Here is a 21,911-nt window from a genome sequence, read left to right as displayed (position 1 = left end):
ATTATTGCCTCCTGCCTATTTTTCTTATCAATAACCTACTGACTGCCTCAACTAAATTGTGGACTTTTTCCGGGGGAGGGAAAATTTCTGCGGGGTCGCTGGCGTGGGCGAGTTGATCACATTTCGATTGGCGCGTTCATAAGCTAATTCGTCAAATGGCTATAAATTATTCTTGTAGGAAAATTCCCAAAGCGACGTAAGGTTCATCTATTCGGCTATTTGTGCGGGGAATCGACGCGCCATTGAGCGTTCTGCTCGGTTATGGTGAGGCAGTCGTCAAAGCAGAATAATGAATGATGGATATCGCATGAATAAAGTCCTTATCGTGGATGATCATCCGGTCATACGCTTGGCAGTGCGCATGCTGATGGAACGGCATGGGTACGATGTTGTTGCGGAAGCCGACAACGGCATAGCGGCCTTGCAGCTCACGCGCGAACACCTCCCCGATATTGTCGTACTCGATATCGGCATCCCCAAGCTCGACGGGCTGGAGGTCATCGCCCGTATGGCCGCGGCCAGCCCTGGCAGCCGTGTCCTGGTGCTGACTTCCCAGGCGCCCGGGCATTTCTCCATGCGCTGCATGCAGGCAGGGGCATCAGGCTATGTATGCAAGCAGCAGGAACTCACCGAACTACTCAGTGCCATCAAGGCGGTGCTCTCGGGTTACAGCTATTTCCCGAATCAGGCTTTGCACAAGTCCCATGGCCGGGTGGGAAGCGCCAGCGAGGCTGAAATGGTTGATCGCCTGTCGGCAAGGGAGATGATGGTGCTGCAGCAGCTTGCACGCGGGCGCTCCAACAAGGAGATTGCCGACAGCATGTTCCTCAGCAACAAGACGGTCAGCACCTACAAGACCCGCCTGTTGCTGAAACTGAATGCCCATTCGCTGGTGGACCTGATCGAACTGGCCCGGCGTCATGGTCTGAACTGAGCCCGGCATGCACAATGCCTCCGTGAAGGAGGCTTTGCGCGAGGCTACAGGTCGTAGTCGAAATCGGCGAGCTGCCGTTGCAGGCGTCGCTCTTCGAGGAGGTTGTCAATGGTGCGACGCTTGCTCAGGTTGGTCTTAGCGGTTTCCACCTGAGGCTCCGCTTCGTCGTCAGCGGTGGCAAAGTCATCTTCGATCGACAGGTCGTCTTTATCGGTACTCATGAGTCGCTCCAAGCCAAAGGGCCATTGGCCGTCCTTATAGCGAGAAAGCGAAGTCCGGTAAAAAAGATTTTTTCAATCACCATGCAGCTGTTTTTACTATTGGCTCAATCGTCGGAGGTCTTGTGCTTGTATTCGCACAGATCTTCGATGCGACAGCTACCGCAGCGAGGCTTGCGAGCCTGGCACACGTAGCGGCCATGCAGGATGAGCCAATGATGGGCGTCGAGCAGGTAATCCCTGGGGACGAACTTGAGCAGTTTCTTTTCGACTTCGAGCACCGTCTTGCCAGGCGCAATGCCGGTGCGGTTGCTGACCCTGAAAATGTGCGTGTCCACGGCCATGGTGGGCTGGCGGAAGGCAGTGTTGAGTACCACGTTGGCAGTCTTGCGGCCAACGCCCGGTAGCGCTTCCAGTGCTTCTCGGGTCTGTGGTACTTCGCCGCCATGGCGCTCGATCAACAGGCGGCACGCCTCGATGACGTTCTTGGCCTTGCTGTTGTAGAGGCCGATGGTCTTGATGTATTCGCTCAGGCCCTCGATACCGAGCGCATGGATCGCCTGAGGTGTATTGGCGACCGGGAACAGGCGCGCGGTGGCCTTGTTGACCCCGACATCGGTGGATTGTGCGGAAAGCGTCACGGCAACCAGGAGCTCGAATGGTGTGGTGTAAGCCAATTCCGTTTTCGGATCGGGGTTGTCTTCGTGCAGCCTGCGAAAGATCTCCAGGCGTTTGGCGGCATTCATGGGGTCAACGCTTTCCTTGACGACGTGTGAGGGTGGGGCGCAGCCCATTGTACAAGGCCAGTAGCGCGCCGAGCAGTAGCAGCCCACCTGACGGCAGGCTGGCCAGGTGCATGCCGGCGACATCGCTGAGCCATTGGCGGCCGGCGCCAAGCAGCAGGCAGGCGAGCAGCAGGCCACTCAAATGAAGCAACAGTTGCCGCCAGCGCCCTTCTGTTGGCAGCAATGTGTCGATGGCAAGGCATTGCAGGCAGATCAGCGCAGGAAAAAAACCAAGCGTCAGTGCCAATGGCAATGCCCAGGCCCGCAATGCCAGTTGCAGGCAACTGGCAAGCGCAGCAAGCAGCAGCAGGCTTGCCAACCCGTACCTGGCGCCGCCGAGTGTTGCCCGCAGCGGGCTTAGCAAAGCTTGGTGGAGAAGGGGCAGCACGAACATGCACGCGCCGATGGCCACAGCCTGGGGGAAGGTGCGTGTTGCGCCAAGCAGCGGCGCCAGGCCGGTTACCAGCAGGCAGAGTTTATTCATGGCTGGGAGCTCCGAGCAGTTCGCTGCGATGCCGGTCAAAATATCGCAATGCCTCCTGTTGGGCATCGATCACGGCCCGGGAGGTAACGGTCGCCCCGGCCAGTTGGTCGAAGTCGCCCTGGTCGCGCCTGAGCGCCCAGTGATCGCCAAGGCCGTGGCTGGCAAATTGTGCCAGCCAGCGAGACTGCGGATCGGCAATTTGGCCGCCCAGTCCTGGGCTTTCCTGCTGTTCGATCACTCGAGTGCCGATCAGTCGGCCATCAGCGCCGATGGCAATGGTCAACCTGATGGGGCCGGCATACCCCTGGACCTGGCTCACCAGCACGATGGCTGTTGGCGAAGTGCCGAGGGTCGCGCGATAGGCCGCAAGTACCTTGCTATGCAATGGCTGATCGGCTGGCAATGGCAACGCGCTGTCCAGGGGGCGGTTGTCGTAACTTTGCGCGGGCAGCACCGCCAGGAATTGACCTGCCTGCAGTTGGCGCTCGGCATCGACGATGGCTGGGCGAGTCCAGTGTTGCCAGGCCAGCGTTAACGCCAGCGCCGCCCCACCGACAGCCAGTAGCAGCAAGCTGCTGCGCACAGGTGCGATCATGGCGAGACCTGCTGGCGTTGCAAGGCAAACCGATCCAGGGCGGGTACCGCCAGGTTCATCAGCAGAATGGCGAATGCCGTGCCATCCGGGTAACTGCCCCAGGTGCGAATCAGGTAGATCAGCGCACCTGCGCCAAAGCCGAACAGCAGCCTGGCCAGGTTGGCCTTGGGCCCGGACACCGGCTCTGTGGCGATGAAGAACGCCGCCAGCATGGTTGAACCGCTGAACAGGTGCAGCAGTGGCGAGCCGTTCGAGTCCGAGCCGGAGCCATTCCAGGCCAGCAGGCTGAACAGGAACAGGCCGGCCAGCAGGCCTGCCGGGGCATGCCAGCTGATGACCTTGCGCTGCAGGAGAAACAGCCCGCCAAGCAGCAGTGCCAGGTTGATCCACTCGCTGTTGCGGCCGCCGAAATGGCCAAAACCGGAGTGGCTGGCGAAGAGTTCGTCGATGGTCAGGCTGCGGTTGTGGCGCAGGCCATCGAGAATGGTCGGTCCTGCCCAGGCATCGATCTGGCTGCCACTGCCAGACACCAGCTGCAGGCTATCGATAAAGCCAAGGGCGTGGCTGGGCCAGTGGGTCATTTGCAGCGGAAAGTTCAGCAGCACAAAGGCGTAACCGACCATTGCCGGGTTGAACAGGTTGCGGCCCACTCCGCCAAAGGCCTGCTTGCCGACGCCGATGGCAATGCCTGCTGCTGTCACTGGCAACCACCAGGGCGCTGCTACAGGCAGGGCGATGGCCAACAGCACGGCAGTCACCAGGGCACTGCCATCGTTCAATGCCGGTAGAGCGGGCTGTTGTCGCACAGCCAGCAGTGCTGCTTCGCAACTCAAGGCACTGCTGGCGCACAGCAACAGGCTGAACAGCACTCCCCAGCCCTGTGTCCAGAGCGCCGCGAGCAAGCCGGGTATGCAGGCCAGCAGCACCAGGCCCATGGCATTGCGTAGCCGTGGGTCAGGGTTTGCCATGGTCGTGCCCGGCCGCGGTGCGCGCAGCATCGGCAGCGGCGGCTTTTTGCGCCTTGATCCGCTCGAGGGCGGCCTTGATCGGATCTGCCGCGCCTTTCGTGGCTTCGGCCGTACGTGCCAGGCGCTGTGCCTCCCGGCGCGCGATATCGCGTTGCAGGCGGGCGTTTCGCTGTTCGTGGCGCTGGCGCGCATGATCGCGGCGCAGGCGGCGAGCCTGCAGTTGTTCGGGGGAGTGGGCCAGTCCGCCGACAATCGGCACCACTGTGGCAGGCAGCGCGTGCATGTCAATGCAGTCGACCGGGCAGGGCGCCAGGCACAGGTCACAGCCGGTGCATTCGTTGGCGATGACCGTGTGCATCAGCTTTGCGGCACCGACGATGGCATCGACCGGGCAGGCCTGGATGCACTTGGTGCAACCGATGCATTCTGCTTCGCGAATGTAGGCGACCTGGGGCGGTGCACTTCCTCGTTGCGGGTCAGGCGCAAGCACTGGCACCTCCAGCAGTGCGGCCAGCGCGGCGATGGTTTCACTCCCCCCTGGCGGGCACTTGTTGATGGCCTCGCCCGCAGCCAGGCTTTCGGCGTAGGGCCGACAGCCATTGTGGCCGCATTTGCCGCACTGGGTCTGCGGCAACAGGGCGTCGATGCGTTGAATCAGGTTCATTGAGTGAAAAGTCCGTTGAATCCAGAGAACGCCAGGGCCATGACACCTGTACCGATCAATGTAATGGGCAAGCCGCGCAGCGCGGCCGGTACATCAGGGTGCTGGCTGCGCTGGTGCAGGTCGTCGAACAGCACCAGCCCAAGCCAGAAGCCCAGGCCGGCCGCTATCCCCCAGCGCAACGTTGCAAGCGCTGAGGTGCCGTCTCCCGTCACTTGCAGCGCCAGGCCCAGCAGCAAGGCATTGCCCAGCAAGGGCAGCGCAAGGTCCCCGGTAGGCCACTGCGGGCGTAGCCTGGCCAACACCTGCGGCACGCCCCATGCCAGCAATGCCAGCCAGGGCAGCAGCAGGAACAGGCGCAAGTCCTGCAGCTGCAAGGGCGCCATGATCAACCGGTCGAGCGCTTGCCCGCCGCTTGCCCCGAGCGCTATCGAAAGGGCGCCTGCCAGGCCGCAGACATGCAGGCGCAGGCGGCTCAACGGCTGTTGTTGCAAGAGCAGGTGGCTGAACAGCGCAGCGCTGGCCAGGATCAGCATGTAGTCGTTCATGTGAATGACGATAGCCGGGAATCGCCTTGAGCGTCCGGCAATGGCGCTGTAGATGGAACTGCCCCGGCGGTGAGGCCGGGGCAGGAGGTTTACTTGATGCGCTGACCTGGCTTGGCGCCGCTGTCAGGGCTGAGCAGGTAGATCTCTTCGCCGCCAGGGCCCGCTGCCATGACCATGCCCTCGGACACGCCAAAGCGCATTTTCCGTGGTTTGAGGTTGGCCACCATCATGGTCAGGCGGCCTTCCAGCTGGGAGGGGTCCGGATAGGCCGACTTGATGCCGGAGAATACGTTACGGCGTTCGTCGCCGATGTCCAGGGTCAGCTGCAGCAGCTTGTCGGCGCCAGACACGGCTTCAGCCTTGACGATCAGCGCGACGCGCAGGTCAACCGCGGCAAAGGTGTCGAACTCGATTTCGGCAGACAGTGGGTCCTTGGCCAGCTCGCCGTTACCGGCTGGTGCCTGGGCCTCGGCGGCCAGCAGGTCTTCCTTGCTGGCGGCGACCATGGCTTCGACCTTGGCCGGTTCGATGCGGCTCATCAGCGCCTTGAACGGGTTCAGCTGGTGGTTTTCCAGGCGCGACTGATGGTCGTTCCAGGTCAGCGGCGCGACGTTGAGGAACGCCTCGGCATCGGCGGCGAGCAGCGGCAGCACCGGTTTGAGGAAGATAACCAGCTGGCGGAACAGGTTGATGCCCTGGGCGCAGATGGCCTGGACTTCGTCCTGCTTGCCTTCCTGCTTGGCCAGCGACCAAGGTGCCTTGTCGGCGATCCAGGCATTGGCACGGTCGGCCAGGGCCATGATCTCGCGCATGGCGCGGCCGAAGTCGCGGCCTTCATAGGCTTCGGCGATCGACGGGGCGGCAGCGAGGAAGGCCTCGGTCAGCTCCGGCGCAGCATCGCCAGCAACCATCACGCCCGCATTGCCCTTGTGGATGAAGCCGGCGCAACGGCTGGCGATGTTGACTACCTTGCCGACCAGGTCGGAGTTGACCTTCTGCACGAAGTCCTCGAGGTTCAGGTCGAGGTCATCGACGCCACGGCCAAGCTTGGCGGCATAGTAGTAGCGCAGGTATTCCGGCTGCAGGTGGTCGAGGTAGGTGCGGGCCTTGATGAAGGTGCCGCGCGACTTGGACATCTTGGCGCCGTTGACGGTCAGGTAGCCGTGCACGTTGACTGCGGTCGGCTTGCGGAAGCCGGCGCCTTCGAGCATGGCTGGCCAGAACAGGGCGTGGAAGTTGACGATGTCCTTGCCGATGAAGTGGTACAGCTCGGCCTTGGAGCCTTCGTTCCAGAAGGCGTCGAAGTCCAGTTCCGGGCGGCGTGCGCAGAGGTTCTTGAAGCTGGCCATGTAGCCGATCGGCGCGTCCAGCCAGACGTAGAAGTACTTGCCTGGCTCGCCCGGGATCTCGAAACCGAAGTACGGCGCATCACGCGAGATGTCCCACTCCTGCAGGCCGGAATCCAGCCATTCGGCGAGCTTGTTGGCGACGGCGTCCTGCAGGGTGCCGCTGCGGGTCCACTGCTGCAGCATGGCCTGGAAGTCCGGCAGCTTGAAGAAGAAGTGCTGGGAATCGCGCAGTACCGGGGTGGCACCGGAGATCGCCGACTTGGGGTTCTTCAGCTCGGTCGGGGCGTAGGTGGCGCCGCACTTCTCGCAGTTGTCGCCGTACTGGTCTTCAGCCGCGCATTTCGGGCAGGTGCCCTTGATGAAGCGGTCGGCGAGGAACATGCCCTTTTCCGGGTCGAAGTACTGGGTCACCGAACGGGTGGCAATGTGCCCGGCGTCGCGCAGGCGCCCGTAGATCAGGCTCGACAGCTCGCGGTTTTCGTCACTGTGGGTGGAGTGGAAGTTGTCGAAGTCCACCAGGAAGTCGGCGAAGTCGCCGCTGTGCTCGGCCTGGACATTGGCGATCAGCTGCTCCGGGGTGATGCCTTCCTTCTCGGCACGCAACATGATGGCCGAGCCGTGGGCATCGTCGGCGCAGACGTAGATGCACTGGTTGCCGCGCAGCTTCTGGAAGCGCACCCACATGTCCGTCTGGATGTACTCCAGCATATGGCCAAGGTGGATGGATCCATTGGCATAGGGCAGGGCGCTGGTAACGAGAATCTGACGTGGCTCGGACATGGTGGCTCGGCTACTTATCTGGCTCGGGTAAAAATGAGGGTGATCGGCCACTATAAAGGGCCGGCGAAGATATTTCACCCCAAGCACGCATCTGCTGACGATTGACGGGTTAGGATAGGCGTCTGTTTCGTACTCAGTTTGCCAATGGGAGTGTCCATGAGTGCCGTCACCCGTGCCGCCGTCGAAGGCGTGCTTCGCCAGTACACCGATCCCTACCTGAACCAGGACCCGGTCAGCGCCGGTTGCGTGCGCGCCATCGACATCCAGGGTGGGCAGGTCGTTGTGCAGTTGCAACTGGGCTATGCCGCCGGCCTGTTCAAGAACGGTTGGGCCCAGGTGCTGCAGACCGCGATCGAAAACCTCGACGGTGTCAGTTCGGCCCAGGTGTCGATCGACTGCGTGGTCGCCGCGCACAAGGCCCAGGCCCAGGTGCCGGCCATGGCCAACGTCAAGAACATCATTGCCGTGGCCTCGGGCAAGGGTGGGGTCGGCAAGTCGACCACCGCCGCCAACCTGGCCCTGGCCCTGGCCCGAGAAGGCGCCCGCGTGGGCATTCTCGACGCCGACATCTATGGCCCCAGCCAGGGCGTGATGTTCGGGATCGCCGAGGGGACCCGCCCGCAGATCCGTGAGCAGAAGTGGTTCGTGCCGATCAAGGCCCATGGCGTAGAGGTGATGTCCATGGCGTTCCTCACCGATGACAACACGCCGATGGTCTGGCGTGGGCCGATGGTGTCCGGTGCGTTGCTGCAACTGGTGACCCAGACTGCCTGGGACGACCTGGATTATCTGGTCATCGACATGCCGCCGGGTACCGGCGACATCCAGCTGACCCTGGCGCAGAAGGTGCCGGTGGCCGGTTCGGTAATCGTCACCACGCCGCAGGACCTGGCCCTGCTGGATGCCAAGAAGGGCGTGGAGATGTTCCGCAAGGTCAATATCCCGGTACTGGGCGTAGTCGAGAACATGGCCGTGCACATCTGCTCGAACTGCGGCCACGCCGAGCACTTGTTCGGTGAGGGCGGTGGCGAGAAGCTGGCGGCGCAGTATGGCGTCGACCTGCTGGCCTCGCTGCCGCTGTCGATGCTGATCCGCGAGCAGGCCGACAGCGGCAAGCCGACGGCGATCGCCGAACCGGAAAGCCAGATTGCCATGGTCTACCAGGAACTGGCCCGCCAGGTGGGCGCACGGATCGTGCTGCAGGAAGCGGCGGCGCCAGCGATGCCGAGCATTACCATCAGCGAAGACTGAAGCTCGAATTGGCCTTCTCGCGGGCTCGCCCGCGAAGAGGCCAGCAGCGGCTTTCGCTGAGACATAAAAAAACCCGCCAGAAGGCGGGTTTTTTTGAAAGCTAGGAAGCTAAATCGACTTAGGCGATTTGAACTTCTTCAGCCTGCATGCCTTTCTGGCCGCGGGTAGCGACGAAAGTAACAGCCTGGCCTTCTTTCAGGGTTTTGAAGCCGTCAGCTTGGATGGCTTTGAAGTGCACGAACAGGTCGTCGCCCGACTGAGGGGTGATGAAGCCGTAGCCTTTCTCATCGTTGAACCACTTAACAACACCGGATTGACGGTTGGACATTTTTCTGTCTCCTTGGACAATTTGATAACGGTCAGGAAAAACCCTGGCCGGGACTGAGCGCAAAGAGAGCAGAAAATTCAGCGATGGGCCGATCAGGATCGTGCATCAAACTAGAGATTCTCGGTGTCACGTGCAGCACAGTGGCGCCACCTTACCCCACTTTCCACGAGCTGCCAATGGTCTGTGAACGCTTTACGCAAATTCGGATCGACGGCGGCTGCAGCCCCCGTCCGGCGCGGGATCAGGCACTGGAACTTTAACCCGGGCGCCGGGACCGGTAAGATGCGCGTCTGGATTTTCCCCTCGCAACTCTTCAGGACACCCCGCCATGAGCATCAAATCGGACAAGTGGATTCGCCGCATGGCGCAGGAACACGGCATGATCGAACCGTTCGTCGAGCGCCAGGTGCGCGGCGAGCAGGACAGCCGTGTCATCTCCTTCGGCGTTTCCAGCTACGGCTACGACGTGCGCTGCGCCGATGAATTCAAGGTGTTCACCAACATCAACTCGGCCACCGTCGACCCGAAGAACTTCGACGCCGGCAGCTTCGTCGATATCAAGAGCGACGTCTGCATCATTCCGCCAAACTCCTTCGCCCTGGCCCGCACCGTCGAGTACTTCCGCATTCCGCGTGACGTGCTGACCATTTGCCTGGGCAAGAGCACTTACGCCCGTTGCGGCATCATCGTCAACGTCACCCCGCTCGAGCCGGAGTGGGAGGGCCACGTGACCCTGGAGTTCTCCAACACCACCACGCTGCCGGCGAAAATCTATGCCAACGAAGGCGTGGCGCAGATGCTGTTCCTGCAGTCCGACGAAGAATGCGAAGTGTCGTACAAGGACCGCGGCGGCAAGTACCAGGGGCAGCGCGGCGTCACCCTGCCACGCACCTGATCCGACGAGCGCGGGGAATTAGTTTCCCTGATGGCACTCCAAGAGTTTGAACAGTGCCGATACGTATGCAGCGTGTCGGCCCTTGTCCAGGAGCTGCCAATGAAACTCAACCCCGCAATCAGTGCCAAGCTGGCCGTACTGCAGCCCAACCAGATCGGGTTGCTGGCATGGTCACTGCTGGCGCACCCCCTGCCATTGCAGGCCGGAGGCGTTCCGCACCAGCCTGACCCCGATACGCCGCAACCACCGGAGCCAGGCGAACATCCGCCCATGGAGCCGGGTGAACCGACCCTGCCGGACGAGCCGCCACCCTCTCCCGTAGCCTGACTAGTTGGCAAGTGCCCACACCCGATCGCCCCCGGCGACGAACACGCGGGCGCTTGAGCCAGGCTCAATCGAGCATCCCCCGGTAAATTCACCGAACGCCGGCAGCAGGCTGACCTGAGCGTCGATCAGGAAGCAAGGCAGCCTGAGACGTTGTCGTGCCCGCCCTCGCAACACATAGGCCGGATGCACATGGCCGGCCAGCACCGGGTGGGTGGGGTGAGGCACAGGTTCGTGCTGCAGGGCGAAGGGTTCCAGCAGCAAAGGTTCATCCCTTGCCTCGATACCCAGCTCCACAGGCGGGTCGCCAGCATGGCGATCATGGTTGCCACGCACCAGCACCACCTTCACCGCCCCATGGCTATTTTTCCACCTGCACAGACTGGCCAGCGTGCCGGGCGAATGTGCGGCGCGCGCATGAAGGAAGTCACCGAGGATGACCAACTGCTCGCAGTCATAGCTGTTCAGCAACGCATCCAGGCGTGCCAGGGTGGCGGTTGTGGTGCCTCGCGGGACGGGTTGATGCAGGGCTCGGTAGCTTGCGGCCTTGCCGATATGGACGTCAGCCACCAGCAGGGTGCGGCGGGCCGGCCAGTAGATGGCCTTGTCCGGCAACAGCCAGAGCGTTTCGCCGCAGTGCTCGATCGACAAATAACTGTTCATGACCGGTTTGCCGCTTTTTCCAGGTCGGCCACCATTCGCGCAATGCGGTCTGCCAACTTTTCCGTGCTCAAGGTCTCGCGCATGCCCTCGACCAGCAGGGCGAAGGCCAGAGGGCCGGGCCGCTGCAGCGCGCGCAGGTCCAGTTGCAGGCTTTGCATCTTGAGCAACTGGCGGTGCAGGCGCTCGATCTCCAGCTCTTCGCTCAATACTTCATCGCGGGCCTGGCCGAGCAGCAAGTTGCCGGCATCATGTTTGCGAAATACCTCATAGAACAACCCGCTGGAGGCCTGAATCTGCCGCGTGCTCTTTTGCGCGGCCGGGTAGCCGCCGAATACCAGCCCGGCGATCTGGGCGATTTCACGGAACCGTCGCAATGCCATCTCGCCAGCGTTCAGGCTGGCCAGCACATCCTCCAGCAGGTTGTCGCCAGACAACGCCTCAGGCAGGCAGCGGGCCCAATCCACGGTACTGGGGCTGAGCAGTTCGAAACCATAGTCGTTCACTGCGATGGAGACCGACAGTGGCTGCACCCGGCTCACCCGCCAGGCGATCAGGGTGGCCAGGCCCAGGTTGGCCATGCGCCCGGCGAAGGGGTAGAGGAACAGATGCGAGCCCTGGCGCGATCCCAGTGTTTCGGCCAGCAGCGTGTTGCAGGTGGGCAAGGCCGACCACTGCGCCTGCACGGCCAGCAGTGGCCGTACGGCCTGCAACTCCGGGCCGAGGTAGCGCCCATGGGCGGCAGCATCGAGTTGTTCGACCAGTGCGTCGGCCAGTTCGCTGGACAGCGGCATGCGCCCGCCATTCCAGCGCGCCACGGCGGCCTTGCGCGCGGTGCTGCGGCGCACGTAGGCGGTCATGCCCTCTACCCGCACCAACTCCAGGACCCGGCCGGCAAATACCAGCGTATCGCCAGGGCGCAGGCGGGCAATGAAGGCTTCCTCGACACTGCCCAGGTGCTTGCCGCCGCCACCCTTGCTCCAATACCTGAGCTGCAGGCTGGCGTCGCTGACGATGGTGCCGATGCCCATGCGGTGACGCCTCGCCAGGCGCTCGCTGGCCACCCGCCAGACCCCGTCGGGGTGCGCTTCGACACGCTGGTAATCGGGGTAGGCTGTCAGTGCGTGGCCGCCATGATTGACGAACGCCAGTGCCCATTGCCACTGGCTGTCGCGCAGGTCACGGTAAGCCCAGGTGCTGCGCACTTCCTCGAGCAGTTCGCCGGGGCGAAAGCCGCTGCCCAGGGCCATGCTGACCAGATGCTGAACCAAAACGTCCAGGCACAGGCGCGGCGAGCGCCGCGCTTCAATGTGGCCGGCAGCCAGTGCGGCGCGGGCTGCGGCAGCTTCCACCAGTTCCAGGCTATGGGTTGGCACCAGGGTGATGCGCGAGCAGCGCCCAGGCGCGTGGCCAGAGCGCCCGGCGCGCTGCATGAGGCGGGCAATACCTTTGGCCGAACCGATCTGCAGCACCCGTTCGACCGGCAGGAAGTCCACCCCCAGGTCCAGGCTTGATGTACAGATGACGGCCTTGAGCGTGCCCTGCTTGAGGCTCTGCTCGACCCAGTCGCGGGTCGCCCGGGCCAGTGAGGCATGATGTAAGGCAATCTGCCCGGCCCAATCGGGGCGGGCGTCGAGCAAGGCCTGGTACCAGAGTTCGGCCTGGGCACGGGTATTGGTGAACACCAGGCTGCTGGCGCTGGCGTCGAGTTGCTGGGCAACCTGGTCGAGCATCTTCAGGCCCATGTGCCCGGCCCAGGGGAAGCGCTCGATGGCAGCGGGCAGCAGGGTGTCGACCACCAGCTGCTTGTCCTGGCGGCCTTTCACCAGTTGGCCACCCCCCGGCAACAGTGCCTCGAGGGCATGCGGCAGATTGCCGAGCGTGGCCGACAAGCCCCAGGTCATCAGGCCCGGATGCCAGCGACGCAATCGGGCCAAGGCCAGTTGCAGTTGTACGCCACGCTTGTTGCCGAGCAGTTCGTGCCATTCATCCACCACCACCAGGCGCAGGCTGGCGAAATCGCTGGTGGCCTGGGCCCGGGTCAACAGCAGGGTCAGGCTTTCTGGCGTGGTGATCAGGGTGCTTGGCAGGCGCCGGGCCTGGCGAGCGCGCTCGGCGCTGCCGGTATCGCCGCTGCGCACGCCGACCGTCCAGTTCAGGCCAAGCTCATCCAGCGGCGTTTGCAGGGCGCGCGCAGTATCAGCGGCCAGTGCGCGCATGGGCGTGATCCACAGCACTTGCAGTGCCGCGGGCTGGCGCTCGGTGGAGGGCTTGGCGAAGGCACGCAATGCCGCCAGCCAGACTGCATAAGTCTTGCCCGCTCCGGTGCTGGCATGCAGCAGCCCGGAGTCACCCCGGCCAACCGCGGCCCATACCTGGCGCTGGAAGGCGAAGGGCTTCCAGCCACGGGCAGTGAACCAGGCATTGGCAAGGTCGGGAGAGGTGGGCATGCGTGCGGCAGTCCTGAGAAGGCTGTGCTTCTACAGACCATGCGCCGCACGCATTGGTTTTACCTGATCAGTTGGCCAGCAGGTAACCGCTGCGCAACACCTGTTCACCGGCGACATGGGCAATGACCATGCCGGCCGTGGCCATGCGCCGCACGCTGCGGGCATACAGCAGGCCGGGCTGGCTGTTGCGCACGGCAGTCACCCGGTCGCTGAGCGGGTCGATGACTTCGGCGATCAGCTGCCCGGCCTCCAGGTGCTCACCTGGGCGGGCGTGGTACACCAGCAGCCCGCCCAAGGGCGCGGTCACGGGTTCGACGGCGGCCAGTGGCGTGGCCGCGCGTGCTAGCTCCGGCAGGGGGGCGGCAGTGCCTTCGATGACACTGGCGTGGGTCAGGTAGTCGAGAATGGCCTGGCAGTCCTGGCTGGCCAGGTCATGGCTGACGTCGGCCTGGCCACGCAGTTCGACGGTGACCGAAACGCTGCCCAGCGGGATCGGGAAGTGCTTGCCAAAGCGTTGCTGCAGCTGCCACCAGACCAGACTGAAACATTCGTCGAACGACTGCCCGCCGGAATCGGTGGCCAGCAGGCTGGCCTGGGCGCCCAGGTAGCGCGCCAGGGGTTCGACCTGCGGCCAGGCTTCCGGCGTGGTGTAGAGGTGTTCGACCGCTTCGAAGTCGCAGTGCAGGTCCAGTACCAGATCGGCATCGCAGGCCAGCCGTTGCAGGGTCAGGCGCTGGGACTGCAGCGGGGTGCGCGCTGGGTGGGCGTCCAGGCCACGGCGCAGGTATTCGCGGACCAGGGCCAGGTTGTGGGCCGGGTCCTGGGTCAGGTGGCCTTCGATCTGGTCGCCGATGCTGTCGGACAGGTCGACGAAATTGCGGTTGAAGTTCTCGCCGCTCTGCAGTTCGAAACGGCCCAGGGGCGCGTCCAGCATCACCTGCTCCAGGCCGACCGGGTTGGCCACCGGGACCAGGATGATCTCGCGCAGCAGGCGACCCTGCTGTTCCAGTTCGGCCAGGCGGCGCTTGAGATGCCAGGCCACCAGCATGCCGGGCAGTTCGTCGGCATGCAGCGAGGCCTGGATATACACCTTGGCGCCACCGCGTGGGCCGAAGTGGAAGCTGTGCAATTGGCGGGTAATGCCCGGTACGGGCGAAAGCAGGTCGTGGGTCGAATGGTGCATGGTGGTCCTGGCTGCGTGGCGAAAACGGTCTGCGACACGGGTCGGCTCAAAGATAGAAGCATAATTTCCGATAACGCGCCTCACCGCGTTGCCTTCTTTCAGACCAGCAATGCCTGCAGGCTGGCCAGGTCGTCGGCTTCCTCGACCGGCTTGTCCAGGCGCCAGCGCAACATCCGCGGAAACCTGACGGCAATACCGCTCTTGTGGCGTTTGGACAGCGCAATGCCCTCGAAGCCGAGCTCGAACACCAGGGTAGGCGTGACGCTACGTACCGGCCCGAAGGTTTCCACCGTGGTCCTGCGGATGATCGCATCCACCTTGCGCATCTCTTCGTCGCTGAGCCCCGAATAGGCCTTGGCGAAGGGCACCAGCGCGCGATCGGGCGTGCCGGGTGGGGCGTTCCATACGGCGAAGGTGTAATCGCTGTAGAGGCTGGCGCGGCGGCCATGGCCGCGTTGGGCATAGATCAGCACCGCATCAACGCTGAACGGGTCGATCTTCCATTTCCACCACAGGCCCATGTCCTTGGTCCGACCTACACCGTACAGGGCATCGCGCTGCTTGAGCATCAGCCCCTCCACCCCCAGGTTGCGCGACTGCTCGCGTTGCCGGGCCAGGTCGCGCCAGTCGTTGCCTTCGAGCAGCGGTGAAAGCAGCAGGGGGGCCAACGGGCACTCGTCGACCAGACGCTGCAACTGCTGGCGCCGTTCATGTTGCGGGCGGCTGCGCCAGTCCTCGCCTTGCCATTCCAGCAAGTCATAGGCTTGCAGCACAACTGGAGCGTCAGCCAGCAGTTTCTTGCCCAAGGTCTTGCGGCCAAGGCGCTGCTGCAGCACCGCGAACGGTTGCACAGCCGGTACCTCGGCGCTGACGCCCGGTTTCCAGACCAGGATCTCGCCGTCGAGCACCGTGCCGTCCGGCAAACTTTCGGCCAGGCCGTGCAGCTCTGGGAAGCGCTCGGTGACCAGCTCCTCACCCCGTGACCAGACCCACAGCTGACCCTCGCGTTTGACGACCTGGGCGCGAATGCCATCCCACTTCCATTCGATTTGCCACGCAGCTGGCTGACCGAGCAGGGCTTCGAACTGCTCCAGCGGGGCCTGAAGGGCATGAGCCAGGAAAAATGGGTAAGGCTGGCCACCGCGTTGGCGATGTTCATCAGCGGATTCTTCGGCGATCAGCTTGAGGTAACTGGCGGCTGTCGGGCGATGGCCGATGTCGGTATAGCCGACCAGTCGCTGGGCCACGCGCTTGGCATCCAGCCCCGCCAGTTGTGCCAGGGCGCGGGTAACCAGCAGCTTGGACACCCCGACACGAAAGCTGCCGGTGATCAGCTTCAGGCACAGCATCAGGCTGGGGCGGTCCAGTTGCGCCCACAAGGGCGGCAGGCGCTGCTGGACTTCTTCAGCAGGCAGCCCGCGCAAGGGCAGCAGATGGGCTTCGACCCAGTGTGCCAGGCCGTCGTCACTGGCATGGGCGGCTTGCGGCAACAGCAGCGAGATGGTTTCAGCCAGGTCGCCGACGGCCTGGTAACTTTCCTCGAACAGCCATTCGGGCAACCCTGCCAACGCCGTGGCCAGCTCACGCAGCACACGGGTCGGCACCATCTGGCGTGGGCGCCCGCCTGCGAGAAAGTAGACGGCCCAGGCGGCATCCACGGCGGGCGCTGCCGCAAAGTAGTCGCGCAAGGCTTCGAGCTTGGCATTGCTGGAGGTGGTTGCGTCCAGGCGCAGGTACAGTTCGGCGAAGGCTTTCATGCCTCAGGCTCCGCGACCGTGGTGTCATCTTCTTCGCCGTATTCGGTGACGAAGGCGCGGGCATCCAGGCCTTGTTCGTTGAGGTAGCGCACCAGCACATTCACCGAGCCGTGGGTGACCATGACGCGCTCGGCACCTGTCTGGCCGATGGCCCACAGCAAACCCGGCCAGTCGGCGTGGTCGGACAACACGAAGCCACGATCGACACCACGCCGTCGCCGGGTACCGCGCAACAGCATCCAGCCGCTGGCAAAGGCATCGCTGTAGTCGCCGAAACGGCGCATCCAGCTGCTACCTGCAGCAGACGGTGGTGCCAGGATCAACGCCTGGCGCATCAGTGGGTCGTTGCGCGGGACATCACCGGCATAACGGGTGCTCGGCAGGTGCACACCGGCTTCACGGTATACCCGGTTCAGTGGCTCGACAGCACCATGCACGAGAATCGGCCCGATGTCCGGGGCCAGGCCATGGAGAATTCGCTGAGCCTTGCCGAAGGCATAGCAGAACAGCACGCTGGCCTTGCCTTGCTCAGCGTTGCCCCGCCACCAGGCATTGATCCTGGCAAAGATGTTCGCCTGGCTGGGCCAGCGGTAGATGGGCAGGCCGAACGTGGACTCGGTGATGAAGGTATGGCAGCGCACGGGTTCAAAGGCAGCGCAGGTGCCGTCCGGCTCGACTTTGTAATCACCCGAAGCGACCCAGATTTCGCCCTGATACTCAAGGCGCACCTGTGCCGACCCCAGCACATGTCCGGCCGGGTGGAGGCTGAGGGTGACGCCTTGATGCTGGATGCGTTCACCGTAGGGCAGGGTCTGCAGGTCGATGTCCTGACCCAGCCGGCTGCGCAGGATGCCGGCACCAGGGGCGGCTGTCAGATAGTGATGATTGCCGGTGCGGGCATGGTCGCCATGGCCATGGGTGATCACGGCGCGCTCGACCGGGCGCCAGGGGTCTATGTAGAAGTCACCGGGCGGGCAGTACAGGCCTTCGGGGCGGGCGATGACGAGGTCCATGGCTTGGGTGCGCTGGTTTGGGGGTTACCAGTTAGGAGCCGTGGCTGGGTGTGGAAGTTCGGATGGAGTTGGCGCTGATAAGTGCCTGCCGGGAGGTTTTCAGCGGCTGGGAGATCGAGCGCCGCGCGGGCGGCGCTCGATTTCACAGGCGCTGAAAATCTAGCGGCGAGCACTTGGTTGCCCTGACTCACCTTTTGATGTTTCCGAAATCCCTTACCGCCCCGGCACCAACGTTAACCGCTGGTTGCCGTAGGCCCGCCCGAAGTTCTGCGGCTGCAGCGGCAGGCTCATGAACCGCCCCTTGAACCAGGCATCCAGCCCGTCGCTGTAGTGCGAACTGGCCGGGTTGCCCGACTGGCCGTTGCTGGTCAATACCTGCAGCGGCTCGGCCTGGCCGAAGTCGACGATCATCCGCGCCGAGGCCGGCAGGCGGGTGTCGAAATCGCTGCCCCAGGCGTAAGGGGTCAGGGCTGCGGTGCTGAAGTCGCCACCGGCGGCCATCGGCGAGCGGCTCAGTGCGTCACCCAGGCCGTGGTAGGCAGGGGCGGGCCAGCGGTACTGGTGAAGCTTGCCCCATTGCCAGGCACGGCGGTCGCTGCCCAGTTGTGCGGTGCCGGCATCCACGGCAGCCGCCAGGCTGCGGGCGAGGATGGCCGGTTTGTCTTCTTTTTGTGGCGTGTTGCGATCGTCCCAGAACGGGCTGTCGTCGCGGCCCAGCAGGTGGTCGGCCTGGGCCGAGTACGACAGGCGGGCGTTGCTGACGAATGCTTGCCAAGCGGGGCTCGATTCCGGGCCGAGGTCGTCGAGGAAGGTCTGCCGGGTCACTTCCTGGAGGAACAGCTCGTACAGGGCCGCATCCGCCGACACCGGGCTCAGGCGGCCATCGAAGGCTTTCAGCCGGGCCAGGGCGTCGCGCGCCTTGTCACGCTGGGCTGTGGGGAGGGCGTCGATCGCCTGCTTGAGCGGCTGGGCCATGCCGGGGGCGTCGAACATCTGCTTGAGCTTGTCGGCCAGCAGCGTCACCTGGTCGTTCTGCAGGGCCATCAGGCTGCGGCTGTCGTGACGGCCGTTAGCGGCCAGCTGGCCCAGGCGCTCGGCGCGCTCAGGGTAGTACCAGGTGCTGGACAGCTGCATGCCGTAGCCACGCGGCAGGCTGCGCTGGTTGGCGTGGGCGATCCAGCCGGCCGGTGGGTCCTGGTCATAGGGGTGCAGCATCGGGTCGGCATAGCCATCCCAGTCGTAGCGCCCGTCCCAGCCCGGTGACGGCAGCAGGCCCTGGCCTTCGCGGCGGTTCGGGTAGCGCCCGCTGACTTGCCAGCCGATATGTTCGGGCTCGGCGAAGACGAAGTTGAGCGCGGCAGTGGCGACTTCACGGGTGCTGTCGAAGGCGCGCTCTACATTCTGTGCGCGGGTCAGGTCGAACAGCGCGTCGAGGCTACGGTCACCCTTGAGCTGCGGCAGGCCCAGGGCCAGGCCCAGGCTGGCATTCCCCGCTTGGGGCAGCAGGGTGCCGTGGCGGGTGTCGTACATCACCTCGCGCACGGGGCGCTGGCCGCGGATGAAGAAGGTTTCGCTGCGGGCGCGGGCCGGCAGCCACTTGCCGTCGGCCAGGTAGGTCACCTGGTTGCCGGTATGACGCAGCTGTTCCAGGTACAGGTCCTGGTTGTCGGCCATCACCGCGCTGCTGCTCCAGGCCAGCTTGCCGTTGTAGCCGGCCAGCACGATGGGCAGGCCCGGCAATGACAGGCCGGCGACCTGGTACTTGCCGGTGTGCATCTGTACCGGGCTCAGTGCCCAGGTTGCGCGGCTGTCGCTGGCCAGCAGGCTCTTGCCGCTGCGGCTGCGTTGCGGGCCCAGCGCCAGGTTGGCGGAACCGGGGCTGCCGAGCAGGTCGAGGTCCGCGAGTTTCTGGCTGGCCGCTGCCAGCGCGGGCAAACCTGGCAGCTGGCTGCTCAGGTTCAGGCCCTTGAGTTTTTCCACCTCGGCCTCAGCCAGGGGCTCGTCCGGTGCGCCGGGCAGCAACCAGGGCAGCTTGTCGTTGCCGACTTTCTGCGCCAGGGTCAGGGCGCTGAGCTCTTCCTGCAGGTTTACCGACTGGCTGAAGGCATACAGGCTGAAGACCAGTGCCGAGTCTTCAGGCTTCCAGTACTCCGGGCGATAGCCGCTGCTGGCCAGGTTGGCCGGCAGCTTGTCACGGTAGCGGAACAGGTAGGCGTTGACCCCGCGGGCATACACCTCGAAGAAGCGTTTCAGGCGTGGCGAGGCATCAGCGTACTGCTGGGCGGCGCTCTGCTTGAGGTTGGCGGCGCGCATCAGCCGGTCGATATCCAGCGCTTCGCTGCCGGCCAGCTCCGCCAGGCGGCCTTGGGCGAGCAGGCGCATGGCGAGCATCTGCTCGATGCGATCGCCGGCATGCACGTAGCCGAGGGTGAACAGGGCGTCATGGAAGCTGCTGCTTTCAATCAGCGGCGCGCCCATGGCATTGCGCCGGACCGAGACGTTCTGCGCCAGGCCCTTGAGCGGCTGCACACCGGTGGTCGGTGGCACGCTGTCCTGATAGCCACCCATCTGGCAGCCGGCGAGCCCGAGCATGCCGAGCAGCGTGGCGGCGGCAGTGAACCGCGGGCGGAAGGGAGGAAGGACGGGGGCGGCCATGACAAGGGCTCCTGCGGGAGGGCGTGGAGAGGGGTTGTTTAAGAGGCGCTAAAGGTAGCATGCCGAAAAAGTTTCGGCGCCTGTGAGATCGAGCGCCGCCCGCGCGGCGCATCGCAGGCAAGCCTGCTCCTACATCTGTTTCGGGCCAGTTACTCCTGAAGCATTGGCGCGCGATCCCTTGTTTGTACGACGCAATTTCGAGTCATGCACCAAGGGTACGCGCGCGAATGACACAGGATTTACTGGCCCGAAACAGATGTAGGAGCAGGCTTGCCTGCGATGCGCCGCGCGGGCGGCGCTCGGTCTCACAGGCGCTACATGGCTTAAGGCATGCAAATCAAGCGCCGTGGCACTTCTTGAACTTTTTCTGGCTGCCGCACGGGCACGGGTCGTTGCGGCCGACGTCCTTTAGGGCGTTGCGCACCGGCTCCTGGTGGCCGTGGTTGCAGTGCGGGCCGTGTACATGGCCGTGGTCGTGATCATGATGATCGTGACCGTGGTTGCAGTCCGGGCCATGAACATGGGGTTGCTGGGTCATTGCAGGGTTACTCCGGTATGAGATCGCCGGGGATTATCTCACCACTGCGCGACAAGTGCAGGTCCTGATGGAAGATCAGCCCGGTCTCCAGCTCGCCCTGCAGGCGGTAATGCAGCGGCTGCCCGCTCTTGAGCAGCTTGGCCAGTGGCTTGAGGTGTTGCCACAGGTTGGTCCGCGCCGTGATCTTGAACGTGCGCCGGGCATGCCCGCCGACGCTGCGCCAGAGGCTGACTTCGTCCTGCGCCAGCAGCAGGTCGTCGAGCCATACCGAATAGTTCAGATTGCGAATGAACAGGCGGCTGTCGTTGGGGTTGTCGACGCGCAAGTGCAGGACGAACTCCTGTTGCAGCAGCCGCGCCTTCACTGTTTCCACCTTGTCCAGGTGCAGCTGCGGCTCGCGCCAGTCTTCGCCCCAGCTGGCACAGCCCGCCAGCAGTGCCAGCAAGGCGCTGAGCAAGAGCAGGCGGGTGGCGGCGATCATGCTCAGTTACCGACGTAGCTGGCGCAGCATTTCTTGAATTTCTGCCCGCTGGCGCAGGGGCAGGGGTCGTTGCGGCCGGCCTTGAGCGCAACGGTGGGGTCGATGAAGTACCAGCGTCGCTCGTGCTGCACGAAAGCAGACCGCTCGCGGTGCTGATGGTCGCCCTCCTGGTCATGCCAGCGCGCGGTAAAGGTCACGAAGGCGTGTTCGGGCTGGCCGCCGAGCACCTCGGCGCTTTCCACCTCCAGCCCCAGCCAGGTGCTCTGGGCGCTCCAGGCCGCCATGGCGGCACGGTCCAGCTCGGCTTGCTGGGCCGGCAGGGTGGTGGCGACCAGGTAGTCGACCAGCCCCAACACATAAGCGCTGTAACGCGAACGCATCAGCGTCTGGGCGTCGGGAGCCGGGGTGCCGGCATGGTAGTGCCCGCAGCAGGCGTCGAGCAGGTTGCCGCTGCCACAAGGGCAAACCAAGACACTCATCATCACCACCAATACTTGCCGAAGTTTTCAGGGTTGGCCCAGAACTTGGCGTTGAGCCAGTCCGGGACCTGCTTGTAATCATGTAGATCATAGGTGAACAAGCTCAACACCTGCTCGTCACGGCGGAATTTCTCGCTGGCCGACAGCGCCAGGGAGAAGAAATCGGTGTCTTGCCAACCGCAGGCGGGCAGGTCGGCCAGCACGGCAACCCGGCTTGCGTTGAGGTTGCGGATGCCGCCCAGCAGTTGCAGGCCGGTGCGTTTGGGCAAGTGTTCAAGGCAGTCCACCAGCACCGCCAGGTCGAAGCGTTGCGCTGCCAGCGCTGCCGGCAATGGCCCCGGCGCGCAGGTTTCGATGGTCACCTGGGGATGAGCCTGGGCAAAGGCGTCCAGGGCCGGGAAGCGGGTGCCCACCAGCAGCAGGCGATGCGGGGTGAAGCGCTCTAGCAGGGCGGCCAGGGCTTGTTGCGGGGTGCGCTGGGAAAAACCGTCGGTCATTGCCAATCCTCGTTCAAGTCATCCAAGACTAGCGGGCTGCTGTCCGCCGGCATAGAGGCAAGTGGCCGCGTCGTGGCT

The 21,911-nt window shown here is 64.1% G+C and carries 22 protein-coding genes and 1 pseudogene; 4 read left to right on the top strand and 19 right to left on the bottom strand.

The window, feature by feature from the left end:
* Positions 1–307 precede the first annotated feature (307 nt).
* A complete protein-coding gene (locus ACIPZ8_RS08940) occupies positions 308–934 on the top strand; it encodes a response regulator (protein ID WP_400722461.1) in 627 nt (208 codons plus the stop codon).
* A gap of 44 nt (positions 935–978) precedes the next feature.
* Here ACIPZ8_RS08940 and ACIPZ8_RS08935 read toward each other — a convergent pair whose 3' ends face one another.
* From ACIPZ8_RS08935 to metG, 8 genes and pseudogenes are all read right to left on the bottom strand, one after another.
* Positions 979–1,155 carry a PA3496 family putative envelope integrity protein gene (locus tag ACIPZ8_RS08935; RefSeq protein ID WP_027918964.1) on the bottom strand — a complete coding sequence of 59 codons (177 nt, stop codon included), beginning with the start codon at positions 1,153–1,155 and terminating at the stop codon, positions 979–981.
* A 104-nt stretch (positions 1,156–1,259) separates the two neighbouring features.
* Positions 1,260–1,898: an endonuclease III gene (gene nth, locus ACIPZ8_RS08930; RefSeq protein WP_400721701.1), complete on the bottom strand. Its 639-nt coding sequence runs from the start codon at positions 1,896–1,898 to the stop codon at positions 1,260–1,262.
* Between the two features lie 4 nt (positions 1,899–1,902).
* The gene (locus ACIPZ8_RS08925) at positions 1,903–2,421 is read right to left on the bottom strand and encodes an Rnf-Nqr domain containing protein (RefSeq protein ID WP_400722458.1); all 519 of its coding nucleotides are present in this window, start codon (positions 2,419–2,421) and stop codon (positions 1,903–1,905) included.
* A complete protein-coding gene (locus ACIPZ8_RS08920; RefSeq protein ID WP_400721698.1) occupies positions 2,414–3,016 on the bottom strand; it encodes an RnfABCDGE type electron transport complex subunit G in 603 nt (200 codons plus the stop codon). Before ACIPZ8_RS08920 ends, ACIPZ8_RS08925 begins: the two co-directional genes overlap by 8 nt.
* On the bottom strand, positions 3,013–3,984 hold the full coding sequence (locus tag ACIPZ8_RS08915) for an RnfABCDGE type electron transport complex subunit D (protein WP_400721695.1): 972 nt from the start codon (positions 3,982–3,984) through the stop codon (positions 3,013–3,015). Before ACIPZ8_RS08915 ends, ACIPZ8_RS08920 begins: the two co-directional genes overlap by 4 nt.
* A 1-nt stretch (position 3,985) precedes the next feature.
* Positions 3,986–4,648 (bottom strand): annotated as a pseudogene (locus ACIPZ8_RS08910) (RnfABCDGE type electron transport complex subunit B); the annotation flags it as partial.
* Positions 4,645–5,193, bottom strand: a complete 549-nt coding sequence (locus ACIPZ8_RS08905; protein ID WP_400721692.1) for an Rnf-Nqr domain containing protein — start codon at positions 5,191–5,193, stop codon at positions 4,645–4,647. The gene ACIPZ8_RS08905 and the pseudogene ACIPZ8_RS08910, both read right to left, overlap by 4 nt.
* A gap of 89 nt (positions 5,194–5,282) precedes the next feature.
* Complete coding sequence (gene metG / locus ACIPZ8_RS08900) at positions 5,283–7,322, bottom strand: methionine--tRNA ligase (protein WP_400721689.1); 2,040 nt, start codon at positions 7,320–7,322, stop codon at positions 5,283–5,285.
* 156 nt (positions 7,323–7,478) lie between these two features.
* On the opposite strand from metG, the gene apbC reads away from it, so the two are divergent.
* Positions 7,479–8,573, top strand: coding sequence for an iron-sulfur cluster carrier protein ApbC (apbC, locus tag ACIPZ8_RS08895; protein WP_400721686.1), 1,095 nt, complete (start codon positions 7,479–7,481; stop codon positions 8,571–8,573).
* 118 nt (positions 8,574–8,691) lie between these two features.
* On the opposite strand, the gene ACIPZ8_RS08890 is transcribed toward apbC, so the two are convergent.
* Complete coding sequence (locus ACIPZ8_RS08890) at positions 8,692–8,901, bottom strand: cold-shock protein (RefSeq protein WP_003254922.1); 210 nt, start codon at positions 8,899–8,901, stop codon at positions 8,692–8,694.
* Between the two features lie 328 nt (positions 8,902–9,229).
* Between ACIPZ8_RS08890 and dcd the strand changes: the two genes are divergently transcribed.
* Together dcd and ACIPZ8_RS08880 are read left to right on the top strand one after the other, a co-directional pair.
* A complete protein-coding gene (gene dcd / locus ACIPZ8_RS08885; protein ID WP_003258001.1) occupies positions 9,230–9,796 on the top strand; it encodes a dCTP deaminase in 567 nt (188 codons plus the stop codon).
* 99 nt (positions 9,797–9,895) lie between these two features.
* Positions 9,896–10,123 (top strand): hypothetical protein, encoded by a 228-nt coding sequence (locus tag ACIPZ8_RS08880; protein ID WP_400721684.1) that lies wholly within the window; start codon positions 9,896–9,898, stop codon positions 10,121–10,123.
* On the opposite strand, the gene pdeM is transcribed toward ACIPZ8_RS08880, so the two are convergent.
* From pdeM to ACIPZ8_RS08830, 10 genes are all read right to left on the bottom strand, one after another.
* Positions 10,124–10,783, bottom strand: coding sequence for a ligase-associated DNA damage response endonuclease PdeM (pdeM, locus tag ACIPZ8_RS08875; RefSeq protein WP_400721681.1), 660 nt, complete (start codon positions 10,781–10,783; stop codon positions 10,124–10,126). It abuts the gene before it with no gap.
* Positions 10,780–13,230 carry a ligase-associated DNA damage response DEXH box helicase gene (locus ACIPZ8_RS08870; protein WP_400721678.1) on the bottom strand — a complete coding sequence of 817 codons (2,451 nt, stop codon included), beginning with the start codon at positions 13,228–13,230 and terminating at the stop codon, positions 10,780–10,782. The genes pdeM and ACIPZ8_RS08870 overlap by 4 nt, the downstream gene beginning before the upstream one ends.
* 67 nt (positions 13,231–13,297) lie before the next feature.
* Positions 13,298–14,413, bottom strand: a complete 1,116-nt coding sequence (locus ACIPZ8_RS08865; RefSeq protein ID WP_400721676.1) for a succinylglutamate desuccinylase/aspartoacylase family protein — start codon at positions 14,411–14,413, stop codon at positions 13,298–13,300.
* 98 nt (positions 14,414–14,511) lie between these two features.
* A complete protein-coding gene (locus tag ACIPZ8_RS08860) occupies positions 14,512–16,170 on the bottom strand; it encodes an ATP-dependent DNA ligase (RefSeq protein ID WP_400721673.1) in 1,659 nt (552 codons plus the stop codon).
* Positions 16,167–17,183 (bottom strand): ligase-associated DNA damage response exonuclease, encoded by a 1,017-nt coding sequence (locus tag ACIPZ8_RS08855; protein WP_400721670.1) that lies wholly within the window; start codon positions 17,181–17,183, stop codon positions 16,167–16,169. The genes ACIPZ8_RS08860 and ACIPZ8_RS08855 overlap by 4 nt, the downstream gene beginning before the upstream one ends.
* Before the next feature lie 213 nt (positions 17,184–17,396).
* Positions 17,397–19,838 (bottom strand): penicillin acylase family protein, encoded by a 2,442-nt coding sequence (locus ACIPZ8_RS08850; RefSeq protein WP_400721667.1) that lies wholly within the window; start codon positions 19,836–19,838, stop codon positions 17,397–17,399.
* A 337-nt stretch (positions 19,839–20,175) separates the two neighbouring features.
* On the bottom strand, positions 20,176–20,376 hold the full coding sequence (locus ACIPZ8_RS08845) for an SEC-C metal-binding domain-containing protein (protein ID WP_023379046.1): 201 nt from the start codon (positions 20,374–20,376) through the stop codon (positions 20,176–20,178).
* A gap of 7 nt (positions 20,377–20,383) precedes the next feature.
* Positions 20,384–20,857 carry an LEA type 2 family protein gene (locus ACIPZ8_RS08840; protein WP_400721664.1) on the bottom strand — a complete coding sequence of 158 codons (474 nt, stop codon included), beginning with the start codon at positions 20,855–20,857 and terminating at the stop codon, positions 20,384–20,386.
* A gap of 2 nt (positions 20,858–20,859) precedes the next feature.
* Positions 20,860–21,336 (bottom strand): YchJ family protein, encoded by a 477-nt coding sequence (locus ACIPZ8_RS08835; protein WP_400721661.1) that lies wholly within the window; start codon positions 21,334–21,336, stop codon positions 20,860–20,862.
* A 2-nt stretch (positions 21,337–21,338) separates the two neighbouring features.
* The gene (locus ACIPZ8_RS08830) at positions 21,339–21,833 is read right to left on the bottom strand and encodes a DUF6231 family protein (RefSeq protein WP_400721658.1); all 495 of its coding nucleotides are present in this window, start codon (positions 21,831–21,833) and stop codon (positions 21,339–21,341) included.
* Between the last annotated feature and the right edge of the window lie 78 nt (positions 21,834–21,911).

It is taken from the genome of Pseudomonas sp. NPDC089422, from assembly GCF_044749405.1.
GTDB lineage: Bacteria > Pseudomonadota > Gammaproteobacteria > Pseudomonadales > Pseudomonadaceae > Aquipseudomonas.
Note: the sequence above shows the minus strand (reverse complement) of the source record. Positions and strands in the feature narration are given on the sequence as shown.

Coding starts and splice junctions, on each gene's coding strand:
- ACIPZ8_RS08940 (WP_400722461.1), top strand. CDS start 308: ATGAATAAAGTCCTTATCGTGGATGATCATCCGGTCATACGCTTGGCA.
- ACIPZ8_RS08935 (WP_027918964.1), bottom strand. CDS start 1,155: ATGAGTACCGATAAAGACGACCTGTCGATCGAAGATGACTTTGCCACC.
- nth (WP_400721701.1), bottom strand. CDS start 1,898: ATGAATGCCGCCAAACGCCTGGAGATCTTTCGCAGGCTGCACGAAGAC.
- ACIPZ8_RS08925 (WP_400722458.1), bottom strand. CDS start 2,421: ATGAATAAACTCTGCCTGCTGGTAACCGGCCTGGCGCCGCTGCTTGGC.
- ACIPZ8_RS08920 (WP_400721698.1), bottom strand. CDS start 3,016: ATGATCGCACCTGTGCGCAGCAGCTTGCTGCTACTGGCTGTCGGTGGG.
- ACIPZ8_RS08915 (WP_400721695.1), bottom strand. CDS start 3,984: ATGGCAAACCCTGACCCACGGCTACGCAATGCCATGGGCCTGGTGCTG.
- ACIPZ8_RS08905 (WP_400721692.1), bottom strand. CDS start 5,193: ATGAACGACTACATGCTGATCCTGGCCAGCGCTGCGCTGTTCAGCCAC.
- metG (WP_400721689.1), bottom strand. CDS start 7,322: ATGTCCGAGCCACGTCAGATTCTCGTTACCAGCGCCCTGCCCTATGCC.
- apbC (WP_400721686.1), top strand. CDS start 7,479: ATGAGTGCCGTCACCCGTGCCGCCGTCGAAGGCGTGCTTCGCCAGTAC.
- ACIPZ8_RS08890 (WP_003254922.1), bottom strand. CDS start 8,901: ATGTCCAACCGTCAATCCGGTGTTGTTAAGTGGTTCAACGATGAGAAA.
- dcd (WP_003258001.1), top strand. CDS start 9,230: ATGAGCATCAAATCGGACAAGTGGATTCGCCGCATGGCGCAGGAACAC.
- ACIPZ8_RS08880 (WP_400721684.1), top strand. CDS start 9,896: ATGAAACTCAACCCCGCAATCAGTGCCAAGCTGGCCGTACTGCAGCCC.
- pdeM (WP_400721681.1), bottom strand. CDS start 10,783: ATGAACAGTTATTTGTCGATCGAGCACTGCGGCGAAACGCTCTGGCTG.
- ACIPZ8_RS08870 (WP_400721678.1), bottom strand. CDS start 13,230: ATGCCCACCTCTCCCGACCTTGCCAATGCCTGGTTCACTGCCCGTGGC.
- ACIPZ8_RS08865 (WP_400721676.1), bottom strand. CDS start 14,413: ATGCACCATTCGACCCACGACCTGCTTTCGCCCGTACCGGGCATTACC.
- ACIPZ8_RS08860 (WP_400721673.1), bottom strand. CDS start 16,170: ATGAAAGCCTTCGCCGAACTGTACCTGCGCCTGGACGCAACCACCTCC.
- ACIPZ8_RS08855 (WP_400721670.1), bottom strand. CDS start 17,183: ATGGACCTCGTCATCGCCCGCCCCGAAGGCCTGTACTGCCCGCCCGGT.
- ACIPZ8_RS08850 (WP_400721667.1), bottom strand. CDS start 19,838: ATGGCCGCCCCCGTCCTTCCTCCCTTCCGCCCGCGGTTCACTGCCGCC.
- ACIPZ8_RS08845 (WP_023379046.1), bottom strand. CDS start 20,376: ATGACCCAGCAACCCCATGTTCATGGCCCGGACTGCAACCACGGTCAC.
- ACIPZ8_RS08840 (WP_400721664.1), bottom strand. CDS start 20,857: ATGATCGCCGCCACCCGCCTGCTCTTGCTCAGCGCCTTGCTGGCACTG.
- ACIPZ8_RS08835 (WP_400721661.1), bottom strand. CDS start 21,336: ATGAGTGTCTTGGTTTGCCCTTGTGGCAGCGGCAACCTGCTCGACGCC.
- ACIPZ8_RS08830 (WP_400721658.1), bottom strand. CDS start 21,833: ATGACCGACGGTTTTTCCCAGCGCACCCCGCAACAAGCCCTGGCCGCC.